Source organism: Amycolatopsis sp. NPDC101161 (assembly GCF_044768185.1).
In the GTDB taxonomy this organism is placed as follows: Bacteria; Actinomycetota; Actinomycetes; order Mycobacteriales; family Pseudonocardiaceae; genus Amycolatopsis.
The window spans coordinates 822,483-846,529 of record NZ_JBIWPI010000006.1 but is presented as its reverse complement, the minus strand read 5'-3'; the positions used below and the strand labels follow the sequence as shown (position 1 = coordinate 846,529).

Annotated in this window: 28 protein-coding genes and 1 pseudogene; 18 read left to right on the top strand and 11 right to left on the bottom strand. The window is 72.6% G+C overall.

All coding sequences use genetic code 11. From position 1 onward, the window contains the following. Positions 1 to 65 precede the first annotated feature (65 nt). Positions 66 to 425: a hypothetical protein gene (locus ACIRSS_RS42175; protein ID WP_400905542.1), complete on the top strand. Its 360-nt coding sequence runs from the start codon at positions 66 to 68 to the stop codon at positions 423 to 425. Here the strand turns inward: ACIRSS_RS42175 and ACIRSS_RS42170 are convergent. Further along, positions 422 to 988, bottom strand: a complete 567-nt coding sequence (locus ACIRSS_RS42170) for a TetR/AcrR family transcriptional regulator (protein WP_400905539.1) — start codon at positions 986 to 988, stop codon at positions 422 to 424. The two genes, ACIRSS_RS42175 and ACIRSS_RS42170, sit on opposite strands and share 4 nt — an antisense overlap. 199 nt (positions 989 to 1,187) lie before the next feature. Between ACIRSS_RS42170 and ACIRSS_RS42165 the strand changes: the two genes are divergently transcribed. The 6 genes from ACIRSS_RS42165 to ACIRSS_RS42140 all read left to right on the top strand — a co-directional run bounded on the left by ACIRSS_RS42165 (position 1,188) and on the right by ACIRSS_RS42140 (position 9,247). Next, a complete protein-coding gene (locus ACIRSS_RS42165) occupies positions 1,188 to 1,640 on the top strand; it encodes a (2Fe-2S)-binding protein (protein WP_400905536.1) in 453 nt (150 codons plus the stop codon). After that, positions 1,627 to 2,589 carry an FAD binding domain-containing protein gene (locus ACIRSS_RS42160; protein ID WP_400905534.1) on the top strand — a complete coding sequence of 321 codons (963 nt, stop codon included), beginning with the start codon at positions 1,627 to 1,629 and terminating at the stop codon, positions 2,587 to 2,589. The genes ACIRSS_RS42165 and ACIRSS_RS42160 overlap by 14 nt, the downstream gene beginning before the upstream one ends. Beyond that, the gene (locus tag ACIRSS_RS42155) at positions 2,586 to 4,760 is read left to right on the top strand and encodes a xanthine dehydrogenase family protein molybdopterin-binding subunit (RefSeq protein ID WP_400905530.1); all 2,175 of its coding nucleotides are present in this window, start codon (positions 2,586 to 2,588) and stop codon (positions 4,758 to 4,760) included. The genes ACIRSS_RS42160 and ACIRSS_RS42155 overlap by 4 nt, the downstream gene beginning before the upstream one ends. 184 nt (positions 4,761 to 4,944) lie before the next feature. Further along, complete coding sequence (locus tag ACIRSS_RS42150) at positions 4,945 to 6,375, top strand: carboxylesterase/lipase family protein (protein WP_400905527.1); 1,431 nt, start codon at positions 4,945 to 4,947, stop codon at positions 6,373 to 6,375. A gap of 86 nt (positions 6,376 to 6,461) precedes the next feature. Next, positions 6,462 to 7,739, top strand: coding sequence for a sensor histidine kinase (locus ACIRSS_RS42145; protein ID WP_400905524.1), 1,278 nt, complete (start codon positions 6,462 to 6,464; stop codon positions 7,737 to 7,739). A gap of 83 nt (positions 7,740 to 7,822) precedes the next feature. Then, positions 7,823 to 9,247 carry an APC family permease gene (locus ACIRSS_RS42140; RefSeq protein ID WP_400905521.1) on the top strand — a complete coding sequence of 475 codons (1,425 nt, stop codon included), beginning with the start codon at positions 7,823 to 7,825 and terminating at the stop codon, positions 9,245 to 9,247. On the opposite strand, the gene ACIRSS_RS42135 is transcribed toward ACIRSS_RS42140, so the two are convergent. Then, positions 9,244 to 9,600 (bottom strand): hypothetical protein, encoded by a 357-nt coding sequence (locus ACIRSS_RS42135; RefSeq protein WP_400905518.1) that lies wholly within the window; start codon positions 9,598 to 9,600, stop codon positions 9,244 to 9,246. The genes ACIRSS_RS42140 and ACIRSS_RS42135 overlap by 4 nt on opposite strands. Before the next feature lie 135 nt (positions 9,601 to 9,735). On the opposite strand from ACIRSS_RS42135, the gene ACIRSS_RS42130 reads away from it, so the two are divergent. Further along, the gene (locus ACIRSS_RS42130) at positions 9,736 to 10,161 is read left to right on the top strand and encodes a DUF2269 family protein (RefSeq protein ID WP_400905516.1); all 426 of its coding nucleotides are present in this window, start codon (positions 9,736 to 9,738) and stop codon (positions 10,159 to 10,161) included. On the opposite strand, the gene ACIRSS_RS42125 is transcribed toward ACIRSS_RS42130, so the two are convergent. From ACIRSS_RS42125 to ACIRSS_RS42105, 5 genes are all read right to left on the bottom strand, one after another. Beyond that, complete coding sequence (locus ACIRSS_RS42125; RefSeq protein WP_400905513.1) at positions 10,158 to 10,835, bottom strand: GNAT family N-acetyltransferase; 678 nt, start codon at positions 10,833 to 10,835, stop codon at positions 10,158 to 10,160. The two genes, ACIRSS_RS42130 and ACIRSS_RS42125, sit on opposite strands and share 4 nt — an antisense overlap. Positions 10,836 to 10,896: 61 nt before the next feature. After that, on the bottom strand, positions 10,897 to 11,532 hold the full coding sequence (locus tag ACIRSS_RS42120) for a hypothetical protein (protein ID WP_400905511.1): 636 nt from the start codon (positions 11,530 to 11,532) through the stop codon (positions 10,897 to 10,899). Positions 11,533 to 11,609: 77 nt separating this feature from the next. Continuing rightward, a complete protein-coding gene (locus ACIRSS_RS42115) occupies positions 11,610 to 12,020 on the bottom strand; it encodes a VOC family protein (protein ID WP_400905923.1) in 411 nt (136 codons plus the stop codon). Positions 12,021 to 12,091: 71 nt separating this feature from the next. Then, positions 12,092 to 12,649 (bottom strand): hypothetical protein, encoded by a 558-nt coding sequence (locus tag ACIRSS_RS42110; RefSeq protein ID WP_400905508.1) that lies wholly within the window; start codon positions 12,647 to 12,649, stop codon positions 12,092 to 12,094. Between the two features lie 219 nt (positions 12,650 to 12,868). Further along, on the bottom strand, positions 12,869 to 13,858 hold the full coding sequence (locus tag ACIRSS_RS42105; RefSeq protein ID WP_400905505.1) for an NAD(P)-dependent alcohol dehydrogenase: 990 nt from the start codon (positions 13,856 to 13,858) through the stop codon (positions 12,869 to 12,871). A gap of 83 nt (positions 13,859 to 13,941) precedes the next feature. Here ACIRSS_RS42105 and ACIRSS_RS42100 point away from each other — a divergent pair, with 83 nt between their 5' ends. The 5 genes from ACIRSS_RS42100 to ACIRSS_RS42080 all read left to right on the top strand — a co-directional run bounded on the left by ACIRSS_RS42100 (position 13,942) and on the right by ACIRSS_RS42080 (position 18,505). After that, entirely contained in the window at positions 13,942 to 14,262 is a 321-nt protein-coding gene (locus ACIRSS_RS42100) for an ArsR/SmtB family transcription factor (RefSeq protein ID WP_400905502.1), read from the top strand. A 70-nt stretch (positions 14,263 to 14,332) separates the two neighbouring features. Beyond that, entirely contained in the window at positions 14,333 to 14,773 is a 441-nt protein-coding gene (locus ACIRSS_RS42095) for a MarR family winged helix-turn-helix transcriptional regulator (protein ID WP_400905500.1), read from the top strand. Further along, positions 14,770 to 15,573 (top strand): ABC transporter ATP-binding protein, encoded by an 804-nt coding sequence (locus ACIRSS_RS42090; RefSeq protein WP_400905497.1) that lies wholly within the window; start codon positions 14,770 to 14,772, stop codon positions 15,571 to 15,573. The genes ACIRSS_RS42095 and ACIRSS_RS42090 overlap by 4 nt, the downstream gene beginning before the upstream one ends. Beyond that, positions 15,533 to 16,354, top strand: a complete 822-nt coding sequence (locus ACIRSS_RS42085; RefSeq protein WP_400905494.1) for an ABC transporter permease — start codon at positions 15,533 to 15,535, stop codon at positions 16,352 to 16,354. The genes ACIRSS_RS42090 and ACIRSS_RS42085 overlap by 41 nt, the downstream gene beginning before the upstream one ends. 36 nt (positions 16,355 to 16,390) lie before the next feature. Further along, on the top strand, positions 16,391 to 18,505 hold the full coding sequence (locus ACIRSS_RS42080) for a transglycosylase domain-containing protein (RefSeq protein WP_400905492.1): 2,115 nt from the start codon (positions 16,391 to 16,393) through the stop codon (positions 18,503 to 18,505). Here the strand turns inward: ACIRSS_RS42080 and ACIRSS_RS42075 are convergent. After that, the gene (locus ACIRSS_RS42075) at positions 18,502 to 18,927 is read right to left on the bottom strand and encodes a nitroreductase/quinone reductase family protein (RefSeq protein ID WP_400905489.1); all 426 of its coding nucleotides are present in this window, start codon (positions 18,925 to 18,927) and stop codon (positions 18,502 to 18,504) included. The two genes, ACIRSS_RS42080 and ACIRSS_RS42075, sit on opposite strands and share 4 nt — an antisense overlap. A 101-nt stretch (positions 18,928 to 19,028) precedes the next feature. Here ACIRSS_RS42075 and ACIRSS_RS42070 point away from each other — a divergent pair, with 101 nt between their 5' ends. Next, complete coding sequence (locus tag ACIRSS_RS42070) at positions 19,029 to 19,427, top strand: zinc-ribbon domain-containing protein (RefSeq protein WP_400905487.1); 399 nt, start codon at positions 19,029 to 19,031, stop codon at positions 19,425 to 19,427. A 120-nt stretch (positions 19,428 to 19,547) separates the two neighbouring features. On the opposite strand, the gene ACIRSS_RS42065 is transcribed toward ACIRSS_RS42070, so the two are convergent. Further along, positions 19,548 to 20,159, bottom strand: coding sequence for a PhoU domain-containing protein (locus ACIRSS_RS42065; protein WP_400905484.1), 612 nt, complete (start codon positions 20,157 to 20,159; stop codon positions 19,548 to 19,550). A gap of 126 nt (positions 20,160 to 20,285) precedes the next feature. Between ACIRSS_RS42065 and ACIRSS_RS42060 the strand changes: the two genes are divergently transcribed. The 3 genes from ACIRSS_RS42060 to ACIRSS_RS42050 all read left to right on the top strand — a co-directional run bounded on the left by ACIRSS_RS42060 (position 20,286) and on the right by ACIRSS_RS42050 (position 22,233). Next, positions 20,286 to 20,729 (top strand): single-stranded DNA-binding protein, encoded by a 444-nt coding sequence (locus ACIRSS_RS42060; protein ID WP_400905481.1) that lies wholly within the window; start codon positions 20,286 to 20,288, stop codon positions 20,727 to 20,729. A gap of 116 nt (positions 20,730 to 20,845) precedes the next feature. Beyond that, positions 20,846 to 21,133 carry a hypothetical protein gene (locus ACIRSS_RS42055; RefSeq protein WP_400905479.1) on the top strand — a complete coding sequence of 96 codons (288 nt, stop codon included), beginning with the start codon at positions 20,846 to 20,848 and terminating at the stop codon, positions 21,131 to 21,133. A 95-nt stretch (positions 21,134 to 21,228) separates the two neighbouring features. Beyond that, positions 21,229 to 22,233, top strand: a complete 1,005-nt coding sequence (locus ACIRSS_RS42050; protein WP_400905476.1) for a pirin family protein — start codon at positions 21,229 to 21,231, stop codon at positions 22,231 to 22,233. On the opposite strand, the gene ACIRSS_RS42045 is transcribed toward ACIRSS_RS42050, so the two are convergent. Both ACIRSS_RS42045 and ACIRSS_RS42040 read right to left on the bottom strand, forming a co-directional pair. Continuing rightward, positions 22,207 to 23,043, bottom strand: a complete 837-nt coding sequence (locus ACIRSS_RS42045) for an alpha/beta fold hydrolase (protein WP_400905473.1) — start codon at positions 23,041 to 23,043, stop codon at positions 22,207 to 22,209. The genes ACIRSS_RS42050 and ACIRSS_RS42045 overlap by 27 nt on opposite strands. A gap of 47 nt (positions 23,044 to 23,090) precedes the next feature. After that, positions 23,091 to 23,765, bottom strand: coding sequence for a GntR family transcriptional regulator (locus ACIRSS_RS42040; protein ID WP_400905470.1), 675 nt, complete (start codon positions 23,763 to 23,765; stop codon positions 23,091 to 23,093). Positions 23,766 to 23,767: 2 nt separating this feature from the next. Here ACIRSS_RS42040 and ACIRSS_RS42035 point away from each other — a divergent pair. Then, positions 23,768 to 24,019: pseudogene (locus ACIRSS_RS42035) on the top strand (thiamine pyrophosphate-binding protein); the annotation flags it as partial. Positions 24,020 to 24,047: the final 28 nt, after the last annotated feature.

Sequence of the window (24,047 nt, the reverse complement as noted above, 5' to 3'; positions counted from 1 at the left end):
CGGAACCGGAACACCTCTCTCCGTTTTCCGGTACGGTGGCGGCAGCACCGGCGAAGGAGACCGCCATGGGGTATCGAGGCCCGCTCCCGAAGAACACCGTCGACCGCGTCAACGGCTGCGTCGGCTCGCTCCGGACGTCGCCGCGGTGGGGACGCCTGGTCCGCCGGCACCTCACCCAGGTCACCTACACCGGCCGGCGATCGGGCCGCACCTTCAGCACCCCCGTCGGCTACCGGCGGGCCGGGGACGTCGTCACCATCGGCGTGCGGCTGCCCGACGCCAAGTCGTGGTGGCGCAACTTCACCGGTGACGGCGGCCCGCTGACCCTCGAACTCGACGAGGCCGAACGCACCGGCCACGCCGTCGCCCGGCGCGACGAGAAGGGCCGCGTCACGGTGACCGTCCGGCTGGACGAAACCGCCTAGCGGGCCATCCCGTGCCAGAGCAGATCGGCCAAGCTCGCCGCTTCGCCGCGCCAGTCGCCACCCGGGTCGAGCAGCAGCAGGCCCGCCAGCCCGCGCAGCACCACCACCGGGTCGAGGTCCGGGCGCACCGTGCCGGCCGCCGCGTTCGCCTTCAGCAGCGCCGCCATCGCGCCGATCATGGCCTCGTACGCGCTCGCCGGCAGCTCGCCGCGGGACGCCGTCGCGCGGCGCAGGGCGTCGGCCAGCCCCTTCTTCGTCATCATGTAGTGCGCCAGGTGGTCGGTCACCCACACCCGGAACGCCTCGTCCGGCCCGTGCTTCTCCAGCAGCACCGGCACGATGTCGACGATGTGCCGCACCTCGCGCTGGTAGACCGCGAGGATCAGTGCCTCGGGCGTCGGGAAGTGCCGGTACACCGTGCCGACACCGACCTCGGCCTGCTTCGCGATCGCGTTGAACGAGACCTCGCCCGTCCGGGCCAGCGACTCCCCGGCTGCGACGAGGATGCGCTCGTGGTTGCGCCGGGTGTCCGCGCGCCGGGGGCTGACCGAACCCGTCGTCATCGTCCCTCCCGTCCACCGAAGTTGTCGTCCGCCGAATCTAACCCAGACCTGGAGCAACTCCAGCGTGACCGCTTCGTTGCGAAGCGGATTGTAATCCGCTAGCCTCGCGAACGGGTGAAGCGGATGACTATCCGCTCCCCTTGTTCGCCGCCACCACCACCGTCAGGCACCGAACCGGACGAGCTGCGGAAAGAGACCAGTGGAAATCTCACTCGAAGTGAACGGCAGTACCGAATACCTGGACGTCGATCCCGGCGTCACGCTCCTCGACGCGCTGCGCGAACGCCTGAACGTCACCGGACCGAAGAAGGGCTGCGACCGCGGCCAGTGCGGCGCCTGCACCGTGCACGTCGGCGGCCGGCCCGTGCTCTCGTGCCTCACGCTCGCCGCCACCGTGCGGCAGCCGGTGACCACCGTCGAAGGACTGTCCACAGAGGACAAGCTGCACCCGGTGCAGCAGGCTTTCGTGGACCAGGACGCCCTGCAGTGCGGGTTCTGCACCGCCGGGCAGATCATGTCGGCGGTCGCCGCCGTCGAGCAGGACGTCGAGGACGTGCGGGAGTTCATGTCCGGCAACCTCTGCCGGTGCGCGGCCTACCCGAACATCGTCAAGGCCGTCGACCAGGCGAGGCGGGCCGATGCGTCCGTTTGAGCTGACCGCCCCCACCACCGTCGAAGCCGCCCTCGCGACGCCCGGCACCTTCCTGGCCGGCGGCACGACCCTCGTCGACCTGATGAAGCTCGACGTCCTCACGCCGCGGCACGTCCTGGACATCAACCAGGTCCCGCTGCGCGGCATCGACACGAGCGACGGCCTGCGCTTCGGCGCGCTGGAGCGGATGAGCGCCATCGCCGCGCACCCGCAGGTGTACCCGGCGATCTCGCGCGCGCTGCTGCTGAGCGCGTCCCAGCAGCTCCGGAACATGGCCAGCATCGGCGGGAACCTGCTGCAGCGCACCCGCTGCTCGTACTTCCGCGACGTCGCGACGCCGTGCAACAGGCGCGAGCCCGGCAGCGGCTGCTCCGCGATCGAGGGCGCCAACCGGATGCACGCCATCCTCGGCACCAGCGACTCGTGCGTGGCGACGCACGCCAGTGACGTCGCCGTCGCCCTGGTCGCGCTCGACGCCCGCCTGAAGCTGGCCGACGCCGAAGGCACCCGCGAAGTCGCCCTGCGCGACTTCTACCAGCTGCCCGGCGAAACCCCCGCCCTGGAGAACGACCTGCGCCCCGGCGAGCTGATCACCGAGGTGGTCGTCCCGCGGCTGGACTGGGCGGCGAACTCGACCTACGTCAAGGTGCGCGACCGGCAGTCGTACGAGTTCGCGCTGTGCTCCGCGGCCGTCGCGCTGGACGTCCGCGACGGCGTCATCGCCGACGCGCGGGTCGCGGCCGGCGGCGTCGGCACGGTTCCGTGGCACCTGCCCGCCGTCGAGGACGCCCTGCGCGGCGCCCCGGCGACGCAGGCGTCGTTCGGGGCCGCCGCGGCCGTCGCCGCCGACGGTGCCCGGCCGTTGCGGGACAACGGTTTCAAGGTGTCGCTGCTCAAGCGGACGATCGTCCGCGCGCTGCTCGAACTGACCGAGGGGAGCTCCCGATGATCACCCGGCTGGACGCGCCGCTGAAGGTCACCGGCGAGGCCAAGTACGGCGCCGACCACACCTTCCCCGGCCTGGTCTACGGCTACGTCGTGCTCAGCACGATCGCCCACGGCGAGATCGAGGCCGTGGACACCGCCGCGGCGAAGAGCGCACCCGGCGTGCTCGAGGTCTACACGCCGTTCGACCCGCTGACACTGCGGACCCCGAGCATGCCGCCCTTCGGCGAGACGTGGGTCCCGTTGCAGGACAAGGAAGTCACCTACTACGGCCAGCCGATCGGCTTCGTCGTCGCGGAGACGTTCGAGCAGGCCCGCGACGCCGCGAGCCTCGTCGCGGTCACCTACCGCGAGCGGCCCGCCCGGACCTCGCTCGCCGAACACCTCGACTCGGCCGAACCCGCGCCCCCGGCCATGGATGGCGCACCGCCGGAGATCGAGGTGCTCGAAGACGGCGTCGAATCCTTCGATGCCGCCTTGGCCGCGAGCCCGGTGGTCGTCGAGGCGACCTACACGACCGCGACGCAGAACCACGCCGCGATGGAGCCGCACTCCGCGGTCGCGGTGTGGGACGACGGCGAGCTGACCGTCTACAGCGGGAACCAGGCGTCGAACATGCAGGCGGCGGAGGTCTCCATGGCCCTCGAGCTGGCCCCGGAGGCCGTCCACGCGATCAACCCGTTCGTCGGCGGCGCGTTCGGCGGCAAGGGGCGGACGTCCACGCCGGCGTTCCTCGCCGCGGCGGCGGCCCGGGCCCTCGGCCGGCCGGTGAAGGCCGCGCTCACCCGCGAACAGGTCTTCACCGCGACGGCCGGCCGGGCCGCGACGGTCCAGAAGCTCACGCTCGGCGCCGAGCCGGACGGCACCCTGGTCGCCCTGCGGCACGACTCGTGGTGCCACACCGACACCGCCCGGTCGTTCGTCGAACCGACGTCGCACGGCACCTCGCGCGAGTGGTACGCCACGAAGAACCTGTCCATCAGCCAGAAGATCGTGCCGCTGAACGTCCCGCCGACGACGTTCATGCGGGCTCCCGGCGAGGCACCCGGGTCGTTCGCGCTGGAGAGCGCGATCGACGAGCTCGCCGAGAAGCTGGGCATGGACCCGATCGAGCTGCGCGTCCGCAACAACTCGACCGCCCCGCCCGGCCACGACCTGCAGTGGTCGAGCAAGCACCTCGACGAGTGCTTCCGCGTCGGCGCGGACCGCTTCGGCTGGGCGCACCGCCCGGCGGGCTCGCGCACCGACGGCGACTGGCTCGTCGGCATGGGCGTGGCCACCGCGGTGTTCCCCGCCCTGCGGTTCCCGGCCACCGTCGGGATCACGCTGCGGGCGGACGACACCGCCGTCGTCGCGACGAGCGGCGCGGACCCCGGCACCGGCCTGCTGACCGTGCTCTCCCTGGTGGGCGCCGAATCGCTGGACATCCCGGCGGACCGGATCACCCCGCGCCTCGGCGACTCGGCCCTCCCGCCGGGTGGCATGTCCGGCGGCTCGACGGCGACGGCGAGCGCCGGCACGGCGATCATGCTCGCCGCCACCAAGGCGATCGACGAGCTGACCGCGCTCGCCGCCGACCCCGGCGCTCCGTTCGCCGGGCGGGAGGTCACCTACGCCGACGGCCGCGTCTTCGCCGACGGCGAGTCGATGACCTTCGGCGAGCTGCTGCGGACCGTGGGACGCGAATCGCTCGAGGTGACCGGCACGTCGGCACCCGGCGAGGAGCTGACCAAGCACTCCTTCGCCTCGTGGGGCGCCCAGTTCGTCGAGGTCCGGGTGCACAAGTGGACGCGCGAGGCCCGCGTGTCGCGGATGCTCGGCGTGTTCGACGCCGGCCGGATCATCAACGACAAGGCGGCCCGCAGCCAGATCATGGGCGGCATGATCTGGGGTGTCTCGGCCGCGCTGCACGAGGGCCTGGAGATCGAGGCGAACGGCCGGCTCGCCAACGGCGACTTCGCGAGCTACCTGCTCCCGGTCAACGCCGACATCCCGGAGGTCGGCGTCCACTTCGTCGAGTACCCGGACACGCTGCACAACGCGGTCGGCGCGCGCGGGCTCGGCGAGATCGGCACGGTCGGCATGGCCGCGGCGGTCGCCAACGCCGTGCACAACGCGACCGGCATCCGGGTCCGGCACATCCCGATCACCATCGAAGATCTGCTCGAAGACTGAGCCGGGGGGGGGGGGGGGGCCCGGCGCGGGCCCCCCGCCCCCGCGTTCGGCCACCTGGCGCAACGGACCCGGCGCCGTTACCCATCCGCGACAACTCCCGCGACGGTCGCCCATGACGGCGGCCCGTCCCCGGTCCTAGGCTGTCGGGCACTCTCCCCGATCTTCCTCGAAGGGACCACCCGGCATGACCGACCCCGTCGTCCCCACCACGTCCGGCGCGGTCCGCGGTCAGGTCACCGCCGCCGGCTTCGCGCTGTTCCGCGGCATCCCCTACGCCGCCGCACCCGAGGGCGACCTGCGCTTCGCCGAACCCGTCCCGGCCCCGCCGTGGGAGGACGTGCGCGACGCGCTGAGACCGGGGCCGACCGCGCCGCAGCGCCGGCACGACGTCCCCGGGCTCGACCTGACGCCCCTCACCGGCGCCGGCTGGCGGCCGGGTCCCGAATACCTGACGGTCGACGTCTGGACGCCGCGGCTCGGCGCGGCCGGCCTGCCCGTGCTGGTGTTCGTGCACGGCGGCGCGTTCCTCGGTGGCACCGGGTCGGCGCCGGTCTACGACGGCACGTCGTTCAACCACGCCGGCGCGGTGCTCGTGACCGTCCAGTACCGGCTCGGCGTCGACGGCTTCCTGCCGCTGGAGGGCGGCACGACGAACCTCGGGCTGCGCGACCAGCTCGCGGCCCTGCGGTGGGTCCGGGAGAACATCACCGGGTTCGGCGGCGACCCCGGGAACGTCACCTTTTTCGGCGCGGCCTCCGGCGCCGTGAGCGTCGCCTGCCTGCTCGCTTCCCCGCTCTCGCAAGGGCTTTTCCGCCGTGCCATCGTCCAAAGTGGACACCCGGACATGGTGCGCGACGGCGTCCAGGCGCGCCGGCTCGCCCGGGTGATCGCCGACGAGCTGAAGGTGGAACCGACCGCCGAGGCGTTCCGGAAGGTGTCGACCGAGCAGCTGCTCGACGCCCAGGACGCCGTCCTGCGCCCGGGTGGCGCGCCCGACCTGCGCGACGCGCTCGGCTACGACCGCGGGTACGGGCTCAGCCCGTTCCTGCCGGTGATCGGGGACGACGTCCTGCCGCAGCACCCGGCCAAGGCGATCAAGGCGGGCGCGGGCCGCGACGTCGACCTGGTCGTCGGCAGCTGCAGCGAAGAAATGCGGCTCTACCTGGTGCCGACCGGCGCGCTCGACGCGGTCACCGACGACCAGGCCGTGGCGTCGCTGGCGGTGTCGCACCCCGACCCGGCCGGTGTGCTCGAGCGGTACGGCCTCGGCTCGGACAGCCCCGCGGGCGAGGTCCTCGTGGCGGCCCTGACCGACCTGGTCTTCCGCGACGGCGTGCGCGACCTCGCGGAGAACCACGCCGGCCGGACCTTCCGGTACGAGTTCGAATGGGGCTCGCCGCTGCACGACGGCGCGCTGGGCGCGTGCCACGGGCTCGAACTGCCCTTCGTGTTCGACGCGCTCGGGCCGCTGTCCGGGCCACGAGGTCTGCTCGGCGAGCACGCGCCGCGGGAACTGGCCCACGACCTCAACGGCGCGTGGTACCGCTTCGCCGCCACCGGTTCGCCCGGCTGGCCGGAGTACACGGGCGAAGACACGCTGTTCCACACCTACTGACCCCTACCCCGCAAGCGGTTGACGACGCCCCCGCCGCGCTGCCAGGCTCAGACCGCCCGGACGGCCGGACGAAATGGGGACCACCGATGCCCGAGGCGGGCTCCGCCGCACCTCCGCGCGCGCTCGTTCGCACGCTGTTGCGCAGCGGCACACCCCCCGAGCCCGCCGAGCCCCCGGACGAGAACAGCGACCTCGCCGCCGTCGGCGACGCGACGCTCGCCCGCGCCGCGCGCTACTGGGTCGTCGTGCCACTGGCCTACCGGATCGCGGCGTTCGTCAAGGTGTTCATCGGGTTCGCCGCGGCCAACGGCAAGCTCGGGCTCGGGCCGGTGCTGGCCGCCACCGTCTTCGCCATCGCGGCCAACACCGCCGCGGTGGCCTGGGTACTGCGCTCGGGCGGCCTGCGGGCCCGCGTAACCGGCCGTGCCCTCGCGCTGGACCTGGCCGTGGGAGTGGCGCTCAACTTCGCCGTCGCCGCGACGGCCCCGGCGTCCGTGCAGCCGTTCGCGGTCGACGTGTCGTGGACGTGGCTGGTCGGCGCGGTCGCGATGTGGGCGGGCACGTCCGGGCTGCCCTCGGCGTTGTGGCTGCTGGTGGCGGCCGCCCCGCTCCGGGCGCTCCTCACGCTGGCCGGTGGCCTGCCGCTGAACAACCAGCTCTCCGTGACCCGCTCGATCGGCTGCATGGTCGCGCTGGCGGTGGCGATCGTCATCGCCGCGGGCATCCTCATCCTGCTCGGTGCCGGCACCCGGTTCGCGGTCGACATCGGGATCCGGCGCGGGCGCGAGGCCGAGCGCCGCCGGACCCGGCGGCTCATGCACGACCACGTGCTGCAGACGCTGGAAGCGCTCGCCATCTCGGCGCCGGGCGACGACGCGCACGCCGTGAGCCGGCTGTCGGAGGTGCGGTCGGTGGCCAAGGCGGAGGCCGCCGAGATCCGCCGCCGGATCACCGAGCCGATCCCGACCGGGACGACGCGCGGGTTCGCCGTCGAGCTCGCCGACGTCGCGACCGAGATGGCGCGCGACGGCCTGCGCACCCAGCTCGTCGCCGCGGACTTCGCCGACGACCACAAGCTGTCCCACGACCGCCGCACCGCGATGTGCGAAGCGGTCCGGGAAGCGTTGCGCAACACCGTCAAGCACTCCGGGTCGAAGCAGGTCGTGCTGCGCGTGGAGGAACGCGACGGCGGGATCGCGGTGGTGGCCCGCGACCAGGGCCGGGGGTTCGACGTCCGCGAACGGCCGCCGGGCTTCGGCATCACCCAGTCGATCGTGGCCCGCCTGGCCGAGGTCGGCGGCCACGGCACGGTGGACTCCCAGCCGGGCCGCGGCACCCGCGTGACGATGTGGGTGCCGGGCTAGGCAACGGCCGTGCGCTCGAGTCCAAGACCGCGGCCTCCCCGGTGGCGCACCATGCCCGGACAACCACGCGGGAGGAGAACCCCATGTCCGACGCACTGCGCCGGGACGCGCTGGGCACGCCGGGTGTCGTCTTCCTCGTGCTGGCCGCCGTCGCGCCCCTGACCGGCATCGTCGTCATCGCCGCGCTGGGCATCGCGCTCGGCAACGGCGGGGGCATGCCCGGCGCGTTCCTGCTCGCCGCCCTGATCCTGGTGCTCTTCGGTGTCGGCTACGCGCAGATGAGCAAGGTCGTCACCGGCGCGGGCGGGTTCTACGTCTACGTCACCAAGGGCCTGGGCCGCCCGATGGGCCTGGTCGCCGCGCTGATCGCCCTGCTCGGCTACAACTGCTTCGTCGCCGGCGCGGTCGGGACGAGCGGGTTCTTCACCGCGAACGTCGTCGAGCAGGTCTTCGGGTGGCACACGCCGTGGCAGCTGTGGAGCCTGCTGTCCGCGGCGGCGGTGTTCGCGCTCGGGCGGCGCGGGGTCGACGTCAGCGCGAAGGTGCTCGGCGTTTCGCTGGTCCTGGAGGTGTCGATCCTGCTCGTGCTGGACGTCGCGGTCGCCGTCCGGACCGGGCTGGACGTCCACGCGTTCGCTCCCGGCGTCGTGTTCACCGGCTCGGTCGGGATCGCGTTCTTGTTCGCCTTCAACGCTTTCGTCGGCTTCGAGGCCACCGGGTTGTTCAGCGAGGAGGCGCGCGACCCGCACCGGACGATCTCCCGCGCCACCTACACCGCGATCGTCCTCATCGGCGCCTTCGCCGCCTTCACGACGTGGGCGGTCGTCAGCGCGACGAGCGTCGCCGAAGCGGGGAAGACCGCGCAGGACCACCTGGCCACCGGGGACCTCGTCTTCTCGATCAGCCGGACCTACCTCGGCTCGTTCCTCACCGACGTGATGATGCTGCTGCTGGTCGTCAGCCTCTTCGCGGCTCTGCTGGCGCTGCACAACTCCGCGACGCGCTACCTGTTCGCGCTCGGCCGGGCCCGGGTGCTGCCCGCGGCCCTCGGCCGGACGAACGCGGGCAACGGCGCGCCGTACGTCGCCAGCGGGACGCAGATCGGGGTGGCGACGCTGATCGCGGCGGGGTACGCGCTGGCCGGGCTGGACCCGCTCGCCGACCTCACGGCCAGCATGACCGGCATCGGGACGCTCGGCGTGATCGCCCTGCAGGCACTGGCCGGCGTCGCCGTCGTCGCGTTCTTCCGCAAGCGACGCGACCCCCGGCTCTGGCGCACCGCGGTCGCCCCCGGCCTCGGCGGGCTCGGCCTGATCGCCGTGACGACGCTGGCCTTCCTCAACTTCCCCACCCTCGCCGGGTCCGACGCGCCGGCGATCGCGCTGCTGCCGTGGCTGCTGGCCGTCGCGGTGGCGGGTGGGCTCGGGCTCGCGGCCTGGCTGCGCAGCCGCCGTCCGGACGTCTACGCGGGACTGGACGACCTCGGGCTCGAGACCGTGTCTTCCTAAGCCGCGCGGCGGGCGTCGCGCTCGGCGGCCAGGCTGGCGCGGCAGGCCGCGGTCAGCCGGGTGGTGGCGGCGCTGCCGCCGTGACCGCAGCGCGGGCAGGTCATCGCGACCCGCTGCGACAGCTCGTCGACGGCGACGCACAGTTCGGTGCGGCAGCCGCGGCACCAGCGGTGCCGGGTGACCGGGCTGACGTGCGCGGGCGAGGCGACGCACTGGTGGATCCACCGGCCGTGCACGTGGCAGGTCAGGCGGTCGTCCGGCGCCAGCAGGCCCATGTCCTCGGCGTCGTCTTCGGTGGCGAGCAGGACCGGCAGGCTGCGGACCCGGGTGGTGGTGCACGTCGTGGCGGTCATCGCGATCCCCTTTCTCCACCTGTTCGTCGAACCGGAGCCGGCGGATTCGACATCCGGACACGGATGGCCGGATCCCGGCGGTTTGTGGCATTCCAGCCACTCCTCGGCTCGCCCGCGGACCACTAGTTTCGGCGCGTGTCGAAAATCCTGCTCTCGGTCCACGTCCTGGCGGCGGTGCTCGCCGTCGGCCCGGTCGCCGTCGCGGCCAGCATGTTCCCCGCCGCCGTCCGGAAGGGCGACGTCAAGGTCGCAACGATGCTGCACCGGATCTGCCGCGTGTACGCCTACGCCGCCATCGCCGTGCCCGTCTTCGGGTTCGGTGTCGCCGGCACGATGCACGTGATGGGCGACCCGTGGCTGCTCACGTCGATCGGGCTGACCGCCGTCGCCGCCGCGGTGCTCGCGCTCCTGGTGCTGCCGCGGCAGAAGCGGCTCCTGGCGGAGGAGTCCACTTCGGACAAACTCGGCCGGCTCGCGATGGTCACCGGCGTGTTCAACCTGCTGTGGGCGGCGGTGACGGTGCTGATGATCGTGCGGCCGGGCTCCTCGACCGGCGCTTAACCAGGGACGCGCACCGCGACGAAGTCCGGCCGCTTCCGCAGGGCGAACCCGAGCGAGAGGTACAGCCGGATCGCCGAGGTGTTGCTCGCGGCGGCGTGCATCATCGGCGTCTCGCCGCGCTCGCGGATGCCCGCCGCCACGGCGAGCACGAGCCGCGTCGCGAGGCCCTGGCCGCGGTAGGCGGGGTCGGTGCAGACCGCGCTGATCTCGGTGTAGCCGGGCGGGTGCAGCCGCTCCCCCGCCATCGCGACCAGCGCGCCCTCGCGCCGGATCCCCAGGTAGGTGCCGAGCTCGACGGTCCGCTTGCGGAACGGCCCGGGCTTCGTCCGCTCGACGAGGTCGAGCATCTCCGGCACGTCCGCGAGCCCCAGCCGCACGGCTTCCGGCTCCGGCGCGGCCGCGACGCCCTCGTCGACCAGCTGGACCCCGGGCAGCGCGTCGAGCACCTCCCAGCCTTCCGGCGGCCGGGCGGCGGTGGCGGCGAGCACGACGACCGCGCCCGGGCCGCCGAGCTCGGCGACGTCGCGCCAGTCCTGCTCGCCCGGGTCGTCGGGCAGGCCGAGGAAGGGAGCGACGTCCTCGGGGTAGCGCAGCACGCGCCCGCGCCGTTCGGCGAAGCGGGCGTGCGGACCGTTCAGCGACGTCCACGTCGGGTTGTCCAGCGGAGAAGCCATGCGTCCAGCATGCGCAAAACCACCGGCCTTCGGGCGGTGCTCCCACATCCTGAGCAAGCGCTCAGCCGACCGTCGTCAGCGCCTCGTCCGAGAGCACGCCGGACCCGGCCGACACGACCAGCCTGCCGCCGCCGACCTGGTAGGTGTAGTCGCCGTTCTTCGCGACGAAACCGTCGCCCGAAGCCTGCGCCGGCAGCATGATGTGCGTGTCGCCCGAAGCCGCCTGCCCGCGGGCCTGGCCGTCGTAGAAGATGCGGCCGTCCGGCACCTGGCAGATCGTGACCAGCGACTTCGGTGTCTGCGCGACCAGCAGCGCGGTGCCCTGGCCGCCCGGGAGGTAGCGGGCCGCGTCGCCCGGGCACGGCTTCCCGGCCGGGGTCGCGGAGGTCGTCGTCGGCGGCGGCGGCGGCGGTGGGGTCAAGGCGTTCGCGGTCGTGACCACGGTCTTGGTGGTGGGCAGGACGGGGGTGGCGTACGAGGGGAACGGCCCGGCCGCGTCCGGCGCCGGCTTCGAGCGCCCGGTGAACAGCAGGACCCCGCCCACCGCGACGCCGGCGACGAGCATGAGCGTCAGCAGCACCCACAGCGCCCGCGCGCGAGCCCGGCCCGGTGCCAGGCTCGCGCAGGTGCCGCACCGGCCGGCGGCGGGGTCGTTGACCGCGCCGCACTGCGCGCACGTCCAGGGGGAACCCGCCATCGGGCCTCCTTCACCCCGGCGCTGGTGCACGCCGGCACCTCATCGTCACCGACGAGGGCGCGGGCTGCAACGCCCCGTCACGCCGGCTGGACGACGTTCACCATCCACGGGATGCCGAACTTGTCGACGCAGGCACCGAATTCGTCGCCCCACATCTGCTTTTCGAACGGAACCGTCACGGTGCCGCCCTCGCTCAGCTTGTCCCAGTAGCCGCGCAACGTGTCGGCGTCGTCGCCGCTGAGGCTGACCGTGATGTTGGTGCCGGGGTTGTACTCCATCCCGGCGGGGGTGTCGGACGCCATGAGCGTGTAACCGTTCTCGGTCTCCAGTTGGGCGTGCATGATCTTGTCCGCGTCCGCCCCTTCGGGTGACCCGAATTCCCCGAACGTGTTCACCTTCAGGGTGCCGCCGAAGACGCCTTTGTAGAACTCCATGGCCTGCCGCGCCTCGGCGCGGAAGCTCAGGTACGGGTTGAGCACGGAAGCCACTGCGATCTCCTCCTCCTCGAACGAGAGCAGCATCCTCGCAGAACCCCGTGACCTCGACAAACGCGAGAATTTCAGACGACGAACCGGCGGTCGGCGTGCGGTTCCAACGGCAGCGCGCCGTGCAGCGCGTCGCGGGCGCGCAGCTCCAGCGCGCGGTCGAGCGGCGCTGCGCCGCACGCCGCCGCGGTGTGGAACGTGCCGCGGTCGAACAGGTACACCAGCGCGAGCTTGCGGTCGCGGCGCCCGGTCGGCTCGGCGAACTCGACCGTCGCCGACCGCAGGCAGCCGCCGTAGCCCGCCCGGGCCAGCCGATCGGCGACGTCGACCAGGTCGGCGGTCAGCACGCGCAGGTCGCGGTTGCGGCGCCAGCACCGGACCGTCGAGCGGCCGTGCAGGTCCTGCGTCACCAGCGGGTGCACCGGCAGCCGGGCCGACGTCGCGGCGATCAGCTCCGCTTCGGTGCGGGCCAGTGCGTCCCCGTCCACCTTGAAGCCGACCGTGCCACCGCCGGTGGGCGCGAGGCCGAGCGCGGCGCGCATCCGCGGGGCGGCCGCGGCGAGGGTGTAGAGGGACTGCAGGTGCGGGCGGGACGTCCAGCACCGGACGAGCTTGCTGTCCAGCAGAGTCATGTGTCCTGTCTCCGGTAGCGAAAAAACCGCCGGGCCGGGCGCGCTGGCAATGTCCACAGTGGACGTCAGGCGCGGGGACGCGGGGTCGGAAAGGACAGCATGCGCCCGTCGCCGGCGGTTCCGGACCGGAACTTCGCGGCTACGCGGCGAACGGCAGCACTTCGCCGCCGAACGGTCACTCCGGGTCAGGTTCAGCCGATCAGCGGTATCCCTTTCGCCTCACGCGGAGGTGATCACGACCTTCCCGAAGTTCTCGCGGCTCCGGAACCGCTCGACCGCGGCCGGTGCGTCGTCGAACGCGAACACGCTGTCGACCACCGGTTCGACCGGCCGCACCGCGAGCTGCCGGACGAGGTCCTCGGTGTCCTCCCGGCTGCCGACCCAGATCTTCCGCACGGTCGCGCCGCTGCGGAACAGGTCCATGAACTCGACCGGCGGCCCTTCGGCGCCGACGAACCCGACGAGCGCGATGTCGGCGTGGTGCGTCCCGGCCGCGACGAGCGACTGCGCGAACGTGCCCGGCCCGCCGACCTCGACGATCCGGTTCGCGCCCCGGCCGCCGGTGGCGTCGAGGACCGCCTTGCCCCACTCGGGGGTCGCCCGGTAGTCGATCACGGTGTCCGCGCCGAGCGCCGTCAGCTTCGCCGCTTTCTCCGGGCTGGACGTCGTCGCGACCACCCGCGCGCCGAAGGACTTGGCCAGCTGCAGGGCGAACAGCGACACCCCGCCGGTGCCGAGGGTGAGCACGACGTCGCCCGGCCGCACCCCGGCGAGCGACGTCCACGCGGTGACGGCGGCGCACGGCAGCGTCGCGCCCTGTTCGAAGGTGAGCGAATCCGGCAGCGCGACGAGCGCGTGCTCGGAGACGGCGCGGTATTCGGTGAGCCAGCCGTCCTGGCCGTTGCCGTAGCCGACCAGCGCGTCCGGCAGCCGGCCGGCGATCCAGTTCGAGTGGAAGGCGTTGAGCACCCGGTCACCGGCCGCGAAGCGCGTGACACCCTCGCCGACCGCGGCGACCTCGCCCGCGGCGTCGGAGAGCGGGATGAGGGCGTCAGGCGCGTTGGTGAAGTGGACGCCGTCGAGGATGAGCAGGTCCCGGTAGTTCAGCGACGTCGCCCGGACCCGGACGAGCACCTCCCCGCGCTGCGGCTCGGGCACGGGCTCTTCCCGCCGGACCAGACGGCCGGACTCGGGACGGTGGACAAGCACCAGAACCTCCTCATGTTAACCAAATGGCTAACATCGACCATGGCACACCCGCCAGCCCTTCGGCAACCAGGGATACTCGGACCATGGCCAGCCGCACCGCGACCCCCCTGGAGCACCCGGCCCTCGAGGACGTCACGTTCGCCGAGGCCCTGGAAGCCCTGCGCGACCCCCACCGGCTGGCCATGGTCGCCACTCTCGCGCGCGAACCCGGCCAGTCGTGCGGCGCGATCATGCCGCCGGTCAGCAAACCCGCCGCGTCCCGGCACTTCAAGATCCTGCGCGGGGCCGGACTGCTGAAGCAGTGGGACAGCGGCACGCAGCGGCTCAACGCGTTGCGCCGGGAGGAGTTCGACGCCCGCTTCCCCGGCCTGCTCGACCTGGCCCTCGCCGAAGCCGGCCGCTGATCCGGGATCTTCCGCGCCAACCAGACATTTAGCGTTGCTAATAGTTCTGAGTCAGAGCTACTTTGGCGGCATGACCGAACTCGCCGACCGGCTCCTGGGCGTCGTCCAGGGGATCCGCCGCGTGGTGCGCCGCCGGGTGCGCGCCGACGTGCCCGGCTCTCCCCTGCCCGGCGCGCAGGTCGAAGTCCTGCGCGTGGTGGCCGACCGGCCCGGTATCGGCGTCGCCGCGGCCGCCCGAGAGCTGCACCTGGCGCCCAACTCCGTCAGCACGCTGGTCAACCAGCTCGTCGACGCCGGCCTGCTGCGCCGCGAACCCGACCCGGCCGACCGGCGCGCCACCCGGCTGGAGATCACCGGCGCGACGCGCGAGCGGATGGCCACCTGGCGGCGCGCCCGCTCCGGGCTGGTCGCCGAGGCCCTCGCCGGACTGTCCGAAGAGGACACCGCGGCGATCGAGCAGGCGTTGCCGGCCCTGGAAAAGCTCATGGGCATCCTGAAGGAGCAGCCATGACCGAACCCGCGGTGCGGTGCACCGGGCTCAGCCACTCGTTCGGGACGACCCGCGCGGTGGACGGCGTCGACCTGGAGATCGCGCCCGGCGAGGTGTTCGGCCTGCTCGGCCCGAACGGCGCCGGCAAGACCACGACGCTGCGGATGATCACCACCCTGCTGCCCACCGCGCCGGACCACATCACCGTGTTCGGCGTCGACGTCGCGCGCCGCCGGATGGCCGTGCGGCGGCTGATCGGCTACGTCCCGCAGCAGCTGTCCGCGGACGGCGCGTTGACCGGCCGCGAGAACGTCGCGTTGTTCGCGCGGCTCTTCGACGTGCCGCGCGCCCGGCGCGACGGCGAGGTGCGCCGCGCCCTGGACCTCGTCGGGCTGGCCGGCGACGCCGACCGCGTCGCCAAGGGCTATTCGGGCGGCATGATCCGCCGGCTCGAGCTCGCCCAGGCCCTGGTCAGCTCGCCGCGGCTGCTGATCCTCGACGAGCCGACGATCGGGCTCGACCCCGTCGCCCGGTCCGCCGTGTGGGAGCGGATCACGCAGATCCGCACCGACACCGGCATGACCGTGCTCGTCACGACGCACTACATGGACGAGGCCGAGCAGTACTGCGACCGCGTCGCGCTCATGCACACCGGCCGGATCCGGGCGCTGGGCACCCCCGCCGAGCTGGAGACCGACCTCGGCCCGGGGTACACATTGGACGACGTGTTCCGCGCGGTCACCGGCGACCGCCTCGAAACCGACGAAGGAGGGATCCGCAGTGTCCGTGCCGCTCGCCGCACCGCCCGCCGTCTCGGCTGACCCCGGCCCGCTGCGCCAAGCGCGCATCCTCGCCGCGCGCGTCGGCGCGATGTGCCTGGTGGAGCTGCAGAAGCTGCGCCGGGACCAGACCGAGCTGCTCACGCGGGCGATCCAGCCCGCGCTGTGGCTGCTGATCTTCGGGGAGACGTTCACGCGGCTGAAGGCGATCCCGACGGGCTCGACGCCGTACCTCGACTACCTCGCGCCCGGCATCCTCGCGCAGTCCGCGCTGTTCATCTCGATCTTCTACGGCATCCAGATCATCTGGGAACGCGACGCGGGCGTGCTCGCCAAGCTCCTGGTGACGCCGACCCCGCGCGCCGCGCTCGTGGCGGGTAAGGCGTTCGCCGCCGGGGTCCGCGCGCTCGTGCAGGCCCTGATGGTGCTGATCCTGGCGGCGATCCTGGGTGTCGGGCTGACCGTGAACCCGCTCAAGCTGCTCGCGATGGCGGTCGTGCTCGTGCTCGGGTCGGCGTTCTTCTGCTGCCTGTCCATCGTGATCGCCGGGATCGTGCTGTCGCGCGAGCGGCTGATGGGTATCGGCCAGGCGATCACGATGCCGTTGTTCTTCGGGTCGAACGCGCTGTACCCGGTGGACCTGATGCCGTCGTGGCTGAAGGTGCTCAGCCACGTCAACCCGCTGAGCTACCAGGTCGACGCGCTGCGCGGGCTGCTGATCGGCACGCCCGCCCACCTCGGGCTCGACTTCGGCGTGCTGGCCGCGGCGACGGCCGCCGGGGTGGCGGTCGCTTCGGCCCTGCTCGGCCGGTTGGCCCGGTGAGGCACATGTCTCACCGAACGGAGGCTTCATTCCCGGATGGCTAATCTCGGTTCCGTGAATGGTCGTCCTGGCGTGTTCTCTTTGGTCGGATTGTGCGTTCTCGCCGGAATTCTCGTGGCGGGCACGATGGCGCCCGTCGCGCTCGGCGCCGGCTTGCTGTCGAATCAGGTGAGCGATTCCGTGGACGCCATTTCCGCGCAGCTCGCCGCGGCCGACCCGCCGCTGACCACGACGGTGACCGACCGCGACGGCACCCCGATCGCGACGCTCTACGCGCAGTACCGGCTCCCGGTCACCGCGGCCGGGATCGCGACGACGATGAAGGCCGCGATCGTCGCGGTCGAGGACCGCCGGTTCTACACCGAAGGCGGCGTCGACCTGCAGGGGATGCTCCGCGCGGCGGTGAACGACAGCACCGGCGGCGCGCTGCAGGGCGCGTCGACGATCCCGCAGCAGTACGTCAAGAACTACCTCATCAACGTCGTCGACCGCACCGATCCCCTGGCCCAGCAGGTCGACCGCGAGGACTCGATCGCGCGCAAGCTGCGCGAAGCGAAAATGGCCGTTCAGCTCAACGACACGATGAGCAAGGACGATCTGCTCGCCGCTTACCTGAACGTCGTGGAATTCAGCGGCACGGTGTACGGCGTCGGCGCCGCAGCGAAAGCCTACTTCGGGACGACAGCGGACAAACTGACCGTTCCGCAAGGTGCGCTGCTCGCCGGAATGGTGAACAACCCGAGCATTTACAACCCGTACACGCATCCGGACAAAGCACTGCAGCGGCGCAACCTCGTGATCGACGACATGGTCACCAACGGCTCCATCCCCGCGTCCTACGCCGCGACCGCGAAGGCGGCGCCGCTCGGGGTGCTGCCGAACGGGCCGGTGACCCCGTCCTCGACCTGCATGGGCGCGGCGCCGGACGCCGGGTTCTTCTGCGCCTACGCGGAAAGCTACCTCGTGCACGCCGGGTTCACCGCGGACCAGCTGGCGACCGGCGGCTACACGATCAAGACGACGCTCGACCCCCACGTCTCGCAGGTGACGAAGGACGCCGTCGACGCGAACGTGCCGACCACCCAGGACGGCGTGGCGAACACCTTCGCCGTCGTGCAGCCGGGTTCGACGGGCCACCAGGTGCTCGCCATGGTCGCGAACCGCAACTACGGCACCGATCCCGCGCAGGGCGAGACGTCCACGGACATCGTCGCGGACGCGAGCAACGAGTTCGGCGCCGGCTCGTCGTTCAAGATCTTCACCTCGGCCGCGGCGCTCGTCACCGGCAAGGCGGGCCTGGAGACGCCGCTGCCCAACCCGGACAGCCAGTGCTTCCCGGTGCCGGACTCGCGTTCGGCGTGCTACACCGTCCACAACGACGGTCACTACGCGGACCCGATCAGCCTCGCCGACGGCCTGGCGACGTCGCCGAACGTCGCGTTCGTCGGGCTGGAGAGCCAGGTCGGGATGCCCGCGGTGCTCGACATGGCCTACAAGCTGGGGCTGCGGAACACCCTCGCGACCAACGACGCCGGGGCCGCGCCGAACCCGGCGTCGAGCAACCCGCAGTACAGCGAGCCGCAGTCGAAGTACTTCCAGAACCTGCTGTCGTTCACCCTGGGCAACAGCCCGGTGAGCCCGCTGGAGATGGCGAACGTGTCGGCGACGCTGATGAGCGGCGGCGTCTGGTGCCCGCCGAACCCGATCCTGTCGGTGACCGACCGGAACGGCAACGCCGTCGCGGTCCAGCAGCCGGCGTGCGAGCAGGTCATCCCGGCCGGCGTGGCGAACACCTTGGAAGCGGGCCTGAGCAAGGACACGACGAGCGGCACGTCGGCGCAGGCCGCCCACGCGGCCGGCTGGACGCGTCCCGACATCGGCAAGACGGGCACGACGCAGCAGAGCGAGTCCGTGGCGTTCGTCGGCGGCGTCGACGGCTACGCGGTGTCCTCCATGGTCTTCGCGGACGGGCCGCACCCGCGTGAGATCTGCCCGGGCACACCGGTGCACCTGGGCAACTGCGGCCACGGCGCGTTCGGCGGCACGGTCGCCGCGCCGCCGTACTTCCACGCGATGAGCCAGCTGCTCGCGGGCGTGCCGGACCAGCCGATCCCCGGGCCGGACCCGGCGTACCTGACCGCGCGGAACTAGCGCGGTTCGAGGAAGACGAGCGGGATCTCGCGCTCGGTCTTGGTCTGGTACTGCGCGTAGTTCTTGAACTGGCCGGAGATCTTCGGCCACAGCTGCGCGCGCTCGCCGGCGTCGGCGACCCGGGCGCGCATCGGCCGCTTCGGCGCGCCCTTGAGCGACACCTCGACGTCCGGGTTGTCGCGCAGGTTGAGGAACCACGCGGGGTGCGTGTCGTCCCCGCCGCGCGAAGCGACGACGACCAGCGTGTCGCCGTCCTGGTGCGGCGAGGTCAGCAGCACCGACCGCGGCTGCCCGCTCTTGCGGCCGGTGGTGGTGAGCTCGAGGACCGGCATGGCGGCGTGCCAGCCGACGCGCCCCCCGGTGAGCTTGATCAGGCCGCGGTGCACGGCGTTCATGGTCTTCAAGGCGAAGTCGCTCGGCATGATCACAATCTAGTCCCCGAGTTCCCCGAAACCGCCACGCGGCGGCGTACGGGTGTGCGACGCTGCCCGGCGAACCGAAGACTTGGGAGAAAGAAGTACCGATGCTGATCTGGGGCTGGCGAACGCGCGTCTACGTGCTGGCGATGACGACCTTCCTGTGCGGCCGGTGCGGCAACCCCGCTTCGCACGCGGTGCGCAAGGCGGTCACGAAGTTCACCCTGTTCTTCATCCCGCTGTTCCCGATCAGCGTGAAGTACTCGGCGCAGTGCACGTTCTGCGGGATCGAGAACCGGATCCCCAAGGAGGACGCCGTCCGCCTGCAGGCGCAGGAGGAGCAGGGGCAGCAGGGTGGTCAGCCGGGTTACCCGCAGCAGCAGGGGTTGCCGCAGGGTTTTCCGCAGTCGCCGCACCCTTCGCAGCCGCAGGGGTTCCCGCAGCCGCAGCACCCGTCTCAGCAGCAGTACCCGCAGCAGGGTCAGTTCCCCCAGCAGGGCCAGTGACCCTGGAGTACTCGTAGCTGTTTCCCTTGGCGGGCAACTGGTCCCGCCGAGGGGCGGGCAACGCCCCGGCGCTGGGGGCGCTTCACCGACCGGCAGCCATCCCCGCGTCCCTCCGGGCTTTCAGGTGGCAACCGGCGCAAATCTCGCAACCCGGCGCGCGACCGAGCCCGCCGTCCCGGCGAACCGCCCGCAGGCCGCGGCGAACAACACCACATCGGCCGCGGCGGCCGCCCCATGCGGCCAGCCGATCCCGCCCACCCCGTCGCGAACCTCCTGCTCCGCGGCCTCGACGAACGCGACCGCATCGGCCACCCCGGCGCCGTCCTCGCCGGCGAGTTGGCCTCGAAGCGCCCGCGCGGCGGCCACCGCGTGCCCGCCGAGCCGTCCGAGCGCCGGCCGCACCTCCACCGGCACCCGCCACCGCGGCTCCGCGACCTCCCGCGCAAGACCACCCATCCGAGTGAGATCCGCGGCGCTGCAGACGGCGGCGACGACCGCCTGCACGTCCTCCTCCCGCGGCGCGTGCAGGGCCAGCAGCGCACACGCCTGGTCCTCGCACGCGGCCCCCAGCGCGGCGACCGCGGCGGCGTCCTCCCGCACCCGTCCGCCCAGCGTGCGGTCACTTTCCAGGACCGAACACGTGGCCTCTTCGAACGCGATCGCGACCAGCTCGCACAGGTCGGCCAGCCGCCGGGCGAGCGTGCCCAGCTCCTTCTGAAACGCCGTCGGCATGGCGGCAGGAAACCAGCCCGGACGGGTACCGGCATCTCGTCGCCCGGCCCGGAACTGTCGGACCCCCGTGCTCTCCTCATCGGCAAGAGCGGTGCACCCCGCACCCGGAGGAGAAGGAGGAGCCCGATGGCAGGCGAAACGCTGGTGACCGTGGTCGGCAACCTGACGACCGACCCCGAGCTGCGGTTCACCCCGTCCGGCGCCGCGGTCGCGAACTTCACGGTCGCGTCGACCCCGCGCACGTACGACCGCGAATCCGGCACCTGGCGCGACGGCGACGCGATGTTCCTGCGCTGCAACGTGTGGCGGCAGTACGCGGAGAACGTCGCGGAGTCGCTGGGGCGCGGAGCCCGGGTGATCGTCCACGGCCGGCTGAGACAGCGGTCCTTCGACACGAAGGAGGGCGAGAAGCGCACGGTGACGGAGCTGGACGTCGACGAGGTCGGCCCGGCCCTGCGCTACGCGACGGCGAAGGTGACGAGGATGAGCCGGGCCGCGAGCGGCGAGGCGACGAGTTCGTGGACCCCGGAGCCGGTCCCGGTGGCCGTGGGGGTGGACCCTCCGTTCTGAGTCGACCCGGGCTCGACCGCCGGCGGTGACCATGGAGGGAAACTTCTGTCGAAATCCCGGCAGCTGGTTCGACGCATGAGCAGGACGAGGTCGAACCACGAGCGGGAGGGACCGAGATGAACGAGCAAACCGGAACACCGGCCGTGCACCCCCTGGTGAACCGCCGGATGCTGGCGATGCTGCGAGCGGTGGCGGCGGGCCGCGGCCGGGTGTCGTGCAGCAGCGAGCCGGACTTGTTCATCGACGGCGTCTCGTGCGGCGACCAGTTCGCGGCCCACGCGCTGGCCCACCAGGGCCTGGTCCGCGCGGCCCGGCCGGGCCTGCCGGGCGAGCTGGTCCCGGCCGTCTTGACCCCCGCGGGCCAGGAAGTGGTGGCGGCCCGCCAACAGCACCACGCCGCCTGAAATGGCGACGCGAAGCTTGACAACTCCACAGAGCAACGGGCGAGCCGGTGTCGGCGGCCCGAGCCGCGGCGAGCGACGCGACTACCGTGGCGGGCATGAGCAACACCGAGGCCGCCCCCGCCGAGCTCGCCTGTGGTGACCGGCCCACGGCCGCCGATCCCGAGCACCCCGCCGTCGAGATCCTCACCCCGCGCGAGGTGCCCTTGGGCGGCCCGCGCGCGATGCGGGTCCGGCGGACGCTCCCCCAGCGGTCCCGGTCGCTGATCGGCGCCTGGTGCTTCGCCGACCACTACGGCCCGACCGAGGTCACCGGCGCGATGGACGTCGCCCCGCACCCGCACACCGGCCTGCAGACGGTGAGCTGGCTGTTCGCCGGCGAGATCGAGCACCGCGACAGCCTGGGCACGCACGAAATGGTCCGCCCCGGCGAGCTGAACCTGATGACCGGCGGGCACGGCATCTGCCACTCGGAGGTCTCGACCCCGGCGGCGAAGACGCTGCACGGCGTCCAGCTCTGGGTGGCGCTGCCCGAGCGGCACCGGCACACGGCCCGCGCGTTCGACCACTACGTGCCGTCGGTGAACCGGATCGAGGGCGCGGAGATCCGGGTGTTCCTCGGGTCGCTGGCCGGGCGCACGTCGCCGATCCCGACGTACACCCCGCTGCTGGGCGCGGAGATCGTCCTGGGCCCGGACGCCCACATGTCCCTCGGCGTCGACCCCCGCTTCGAACACGGCGTCCTGGTCGACACCGGCGACGTCGTCGTCGCGGGCACCCGCGTCCGCGCGGCGGAACTGGGGTACATCGGCGTCGGCGTGCGCTCGCTGACCTTGAGCAACCGCGGCCCGGCGCCGGCCCGGTTCCTCCTGCTCGGCGGCACCCCGTTCGACGAAGAGATCCTGATGTGGTGGAACTTCGTCGGCCGCACGCACGAGGAGATCGCAGCCTTCCGCGAGGCCTGGGAGGCGGAGTCCGACCAGTTCGGCAGCGTCACCGGCTACACGGGCACGCCCCAGCGGCTGCCGGCACCCCAGCTGCCGGCGGTCCGCATCAAGCCGCGCCGGAACCCGGCGTCACCCCAGGAAACCCGCGACAGCTGAGCCGAACCCGCTGGCGTCGTCCAGCCAGGGGTAGTGCGCGGCCCCGGGCAGGACGACGACCCGGGCGTCCGGGAAGAGCGCGGCGAACTCACCGGCGACGGCCGGGCTCGCGATCCAGTCCAGCTCCCCGGCGAGCACCAGCACGGGAGCGTCCACGGCCCCGAGCGCGGCCCGCGTGACTTCGGGTTCGAAGGCGCCCTCGGCGTTGTAGACGCGCGCGGCGGCGCCGTTGCGCTGCCCCGGCTCGGTCGCTTGGTGACGCCGGGCGGCGTCGTCCCACCGGCCGTAGTACATCGGCGCGACGGCGGCCCAGTCACCACTGGTCGCCCGCCGCGCGGCGATGGCGTCGTAGGCCGCGGCGGCGGTGTCGAACCACGGGGCCCCGGCCCGCCGGGCCATGATCCGCCGCCGGTCGTCGACGGACAGCTGCAACCCGACCGCGCGCGGACTCGGCGCGACGAGCACGAGCCGCCGCAGCCGGCCGGGATACCGGGCGGCGTAGAGGACGGCGAGGCTGGCCCCGGCCGAGTGCCCGAGCAGGTCGAGCTGGTCGAGGCCGAGGTGCTTGCGCAGCGCCTCGACGTCCTCGACCTGCCGATCGCACCGGTAGGTGCCGGGATCGGCGGGAGTGCCGGAGTCCCCGGTCCCCCGCAAGTCGAGCACTGCGAGCCGGGAGCCGAGCCCGCCGAGGTCCCCGAGGTAGGCCCCGGCGCGCATGGGGCCGCCGGGCAGGCAGACCACGGGCTCGCCACCGGACCCGAGAAGGCGGAAGGAGAGCGCGGTCCCGTCCGGCGCGGAGAAGATCGGCATCCCCGACCCTGACACTCCGAAGGCGGCTCGAGCAACCCTCCGGCCGGTCACCGTTCCCGGGCGAGATAAGCCTCCAGCGTCGCCAGCCGGTGCTCCCGCGCGCACTGCTCGACCTCCGCCGGCCCGCCGCCGCTCTCGATCAGCGCCAGCAACCGCTCGTGCTCCTCGACCGACGCCGGCGCCCGCCCCGGGACCGACGCGAACGTGCTGTCCCGGACCGCCGCGAGCCGGGTCCAGCACCGCTGCACCAGATCCACCAGGTTCGGGTTGGGGCAGGCGCTGAACAGCACCTCGTGGAACTCGGCGTTCAGCGCGGTGAACGTCAGGGGATCGAACTCGGCCAGGCTCCGGCGCATCCGCTCGTTCAGCGCCCGGGCGCGCGCCAGGTCGGCCGGCGTGAGCAGCGGCGCGGCGAGGCCGGTCGCCGCGCCCTCGACGATCGCCACCGTCTGCATCGCGTACCGGTACTCCGTCGGGTCGATGGCGACCACCCGGGCCCCGACGTTCCGCTCGAACTCGATCAGCTCCTCGGCCTCCAGCCGGCGCAGGGCCTCGCGGACCGGCACCGCGCTGACCGCCAGCTCGCGGCCGATCTGGTCGAGCACCAGCCGGTACCCGGGCCCGTAGCGGCCGTCGAGGATCCTGGCCTTGATCGTCTCGTAGGCCAGCTGGGACTTCGTGACCGGTCTTCCCGAGGACGCGCTGATCATGTAGGAAACCATATATGGTCCCGTCGACGGATGACGCCCAGGAGGCCGCGCCGATGCCGAGTTCCCCGCCCGCCCCCACCGCGGCCGACCTGATCGTCGACGGCCTGCGGGCCCACGGTGTCGACACCGTCTTCGGGCTGCCCGGCGTGCAGACCTACGACCTGTTCGACAGCCTGGCCCGCGCCGGCGACGAAATCCGGGTGATCGGCGCCCGGCACGAGCAGACCGTGGCCTACATGGCGTTCGGCTACGCGCAGGCGACCGGGCGCACCGGCGTCTACACCGTCGTGCCCG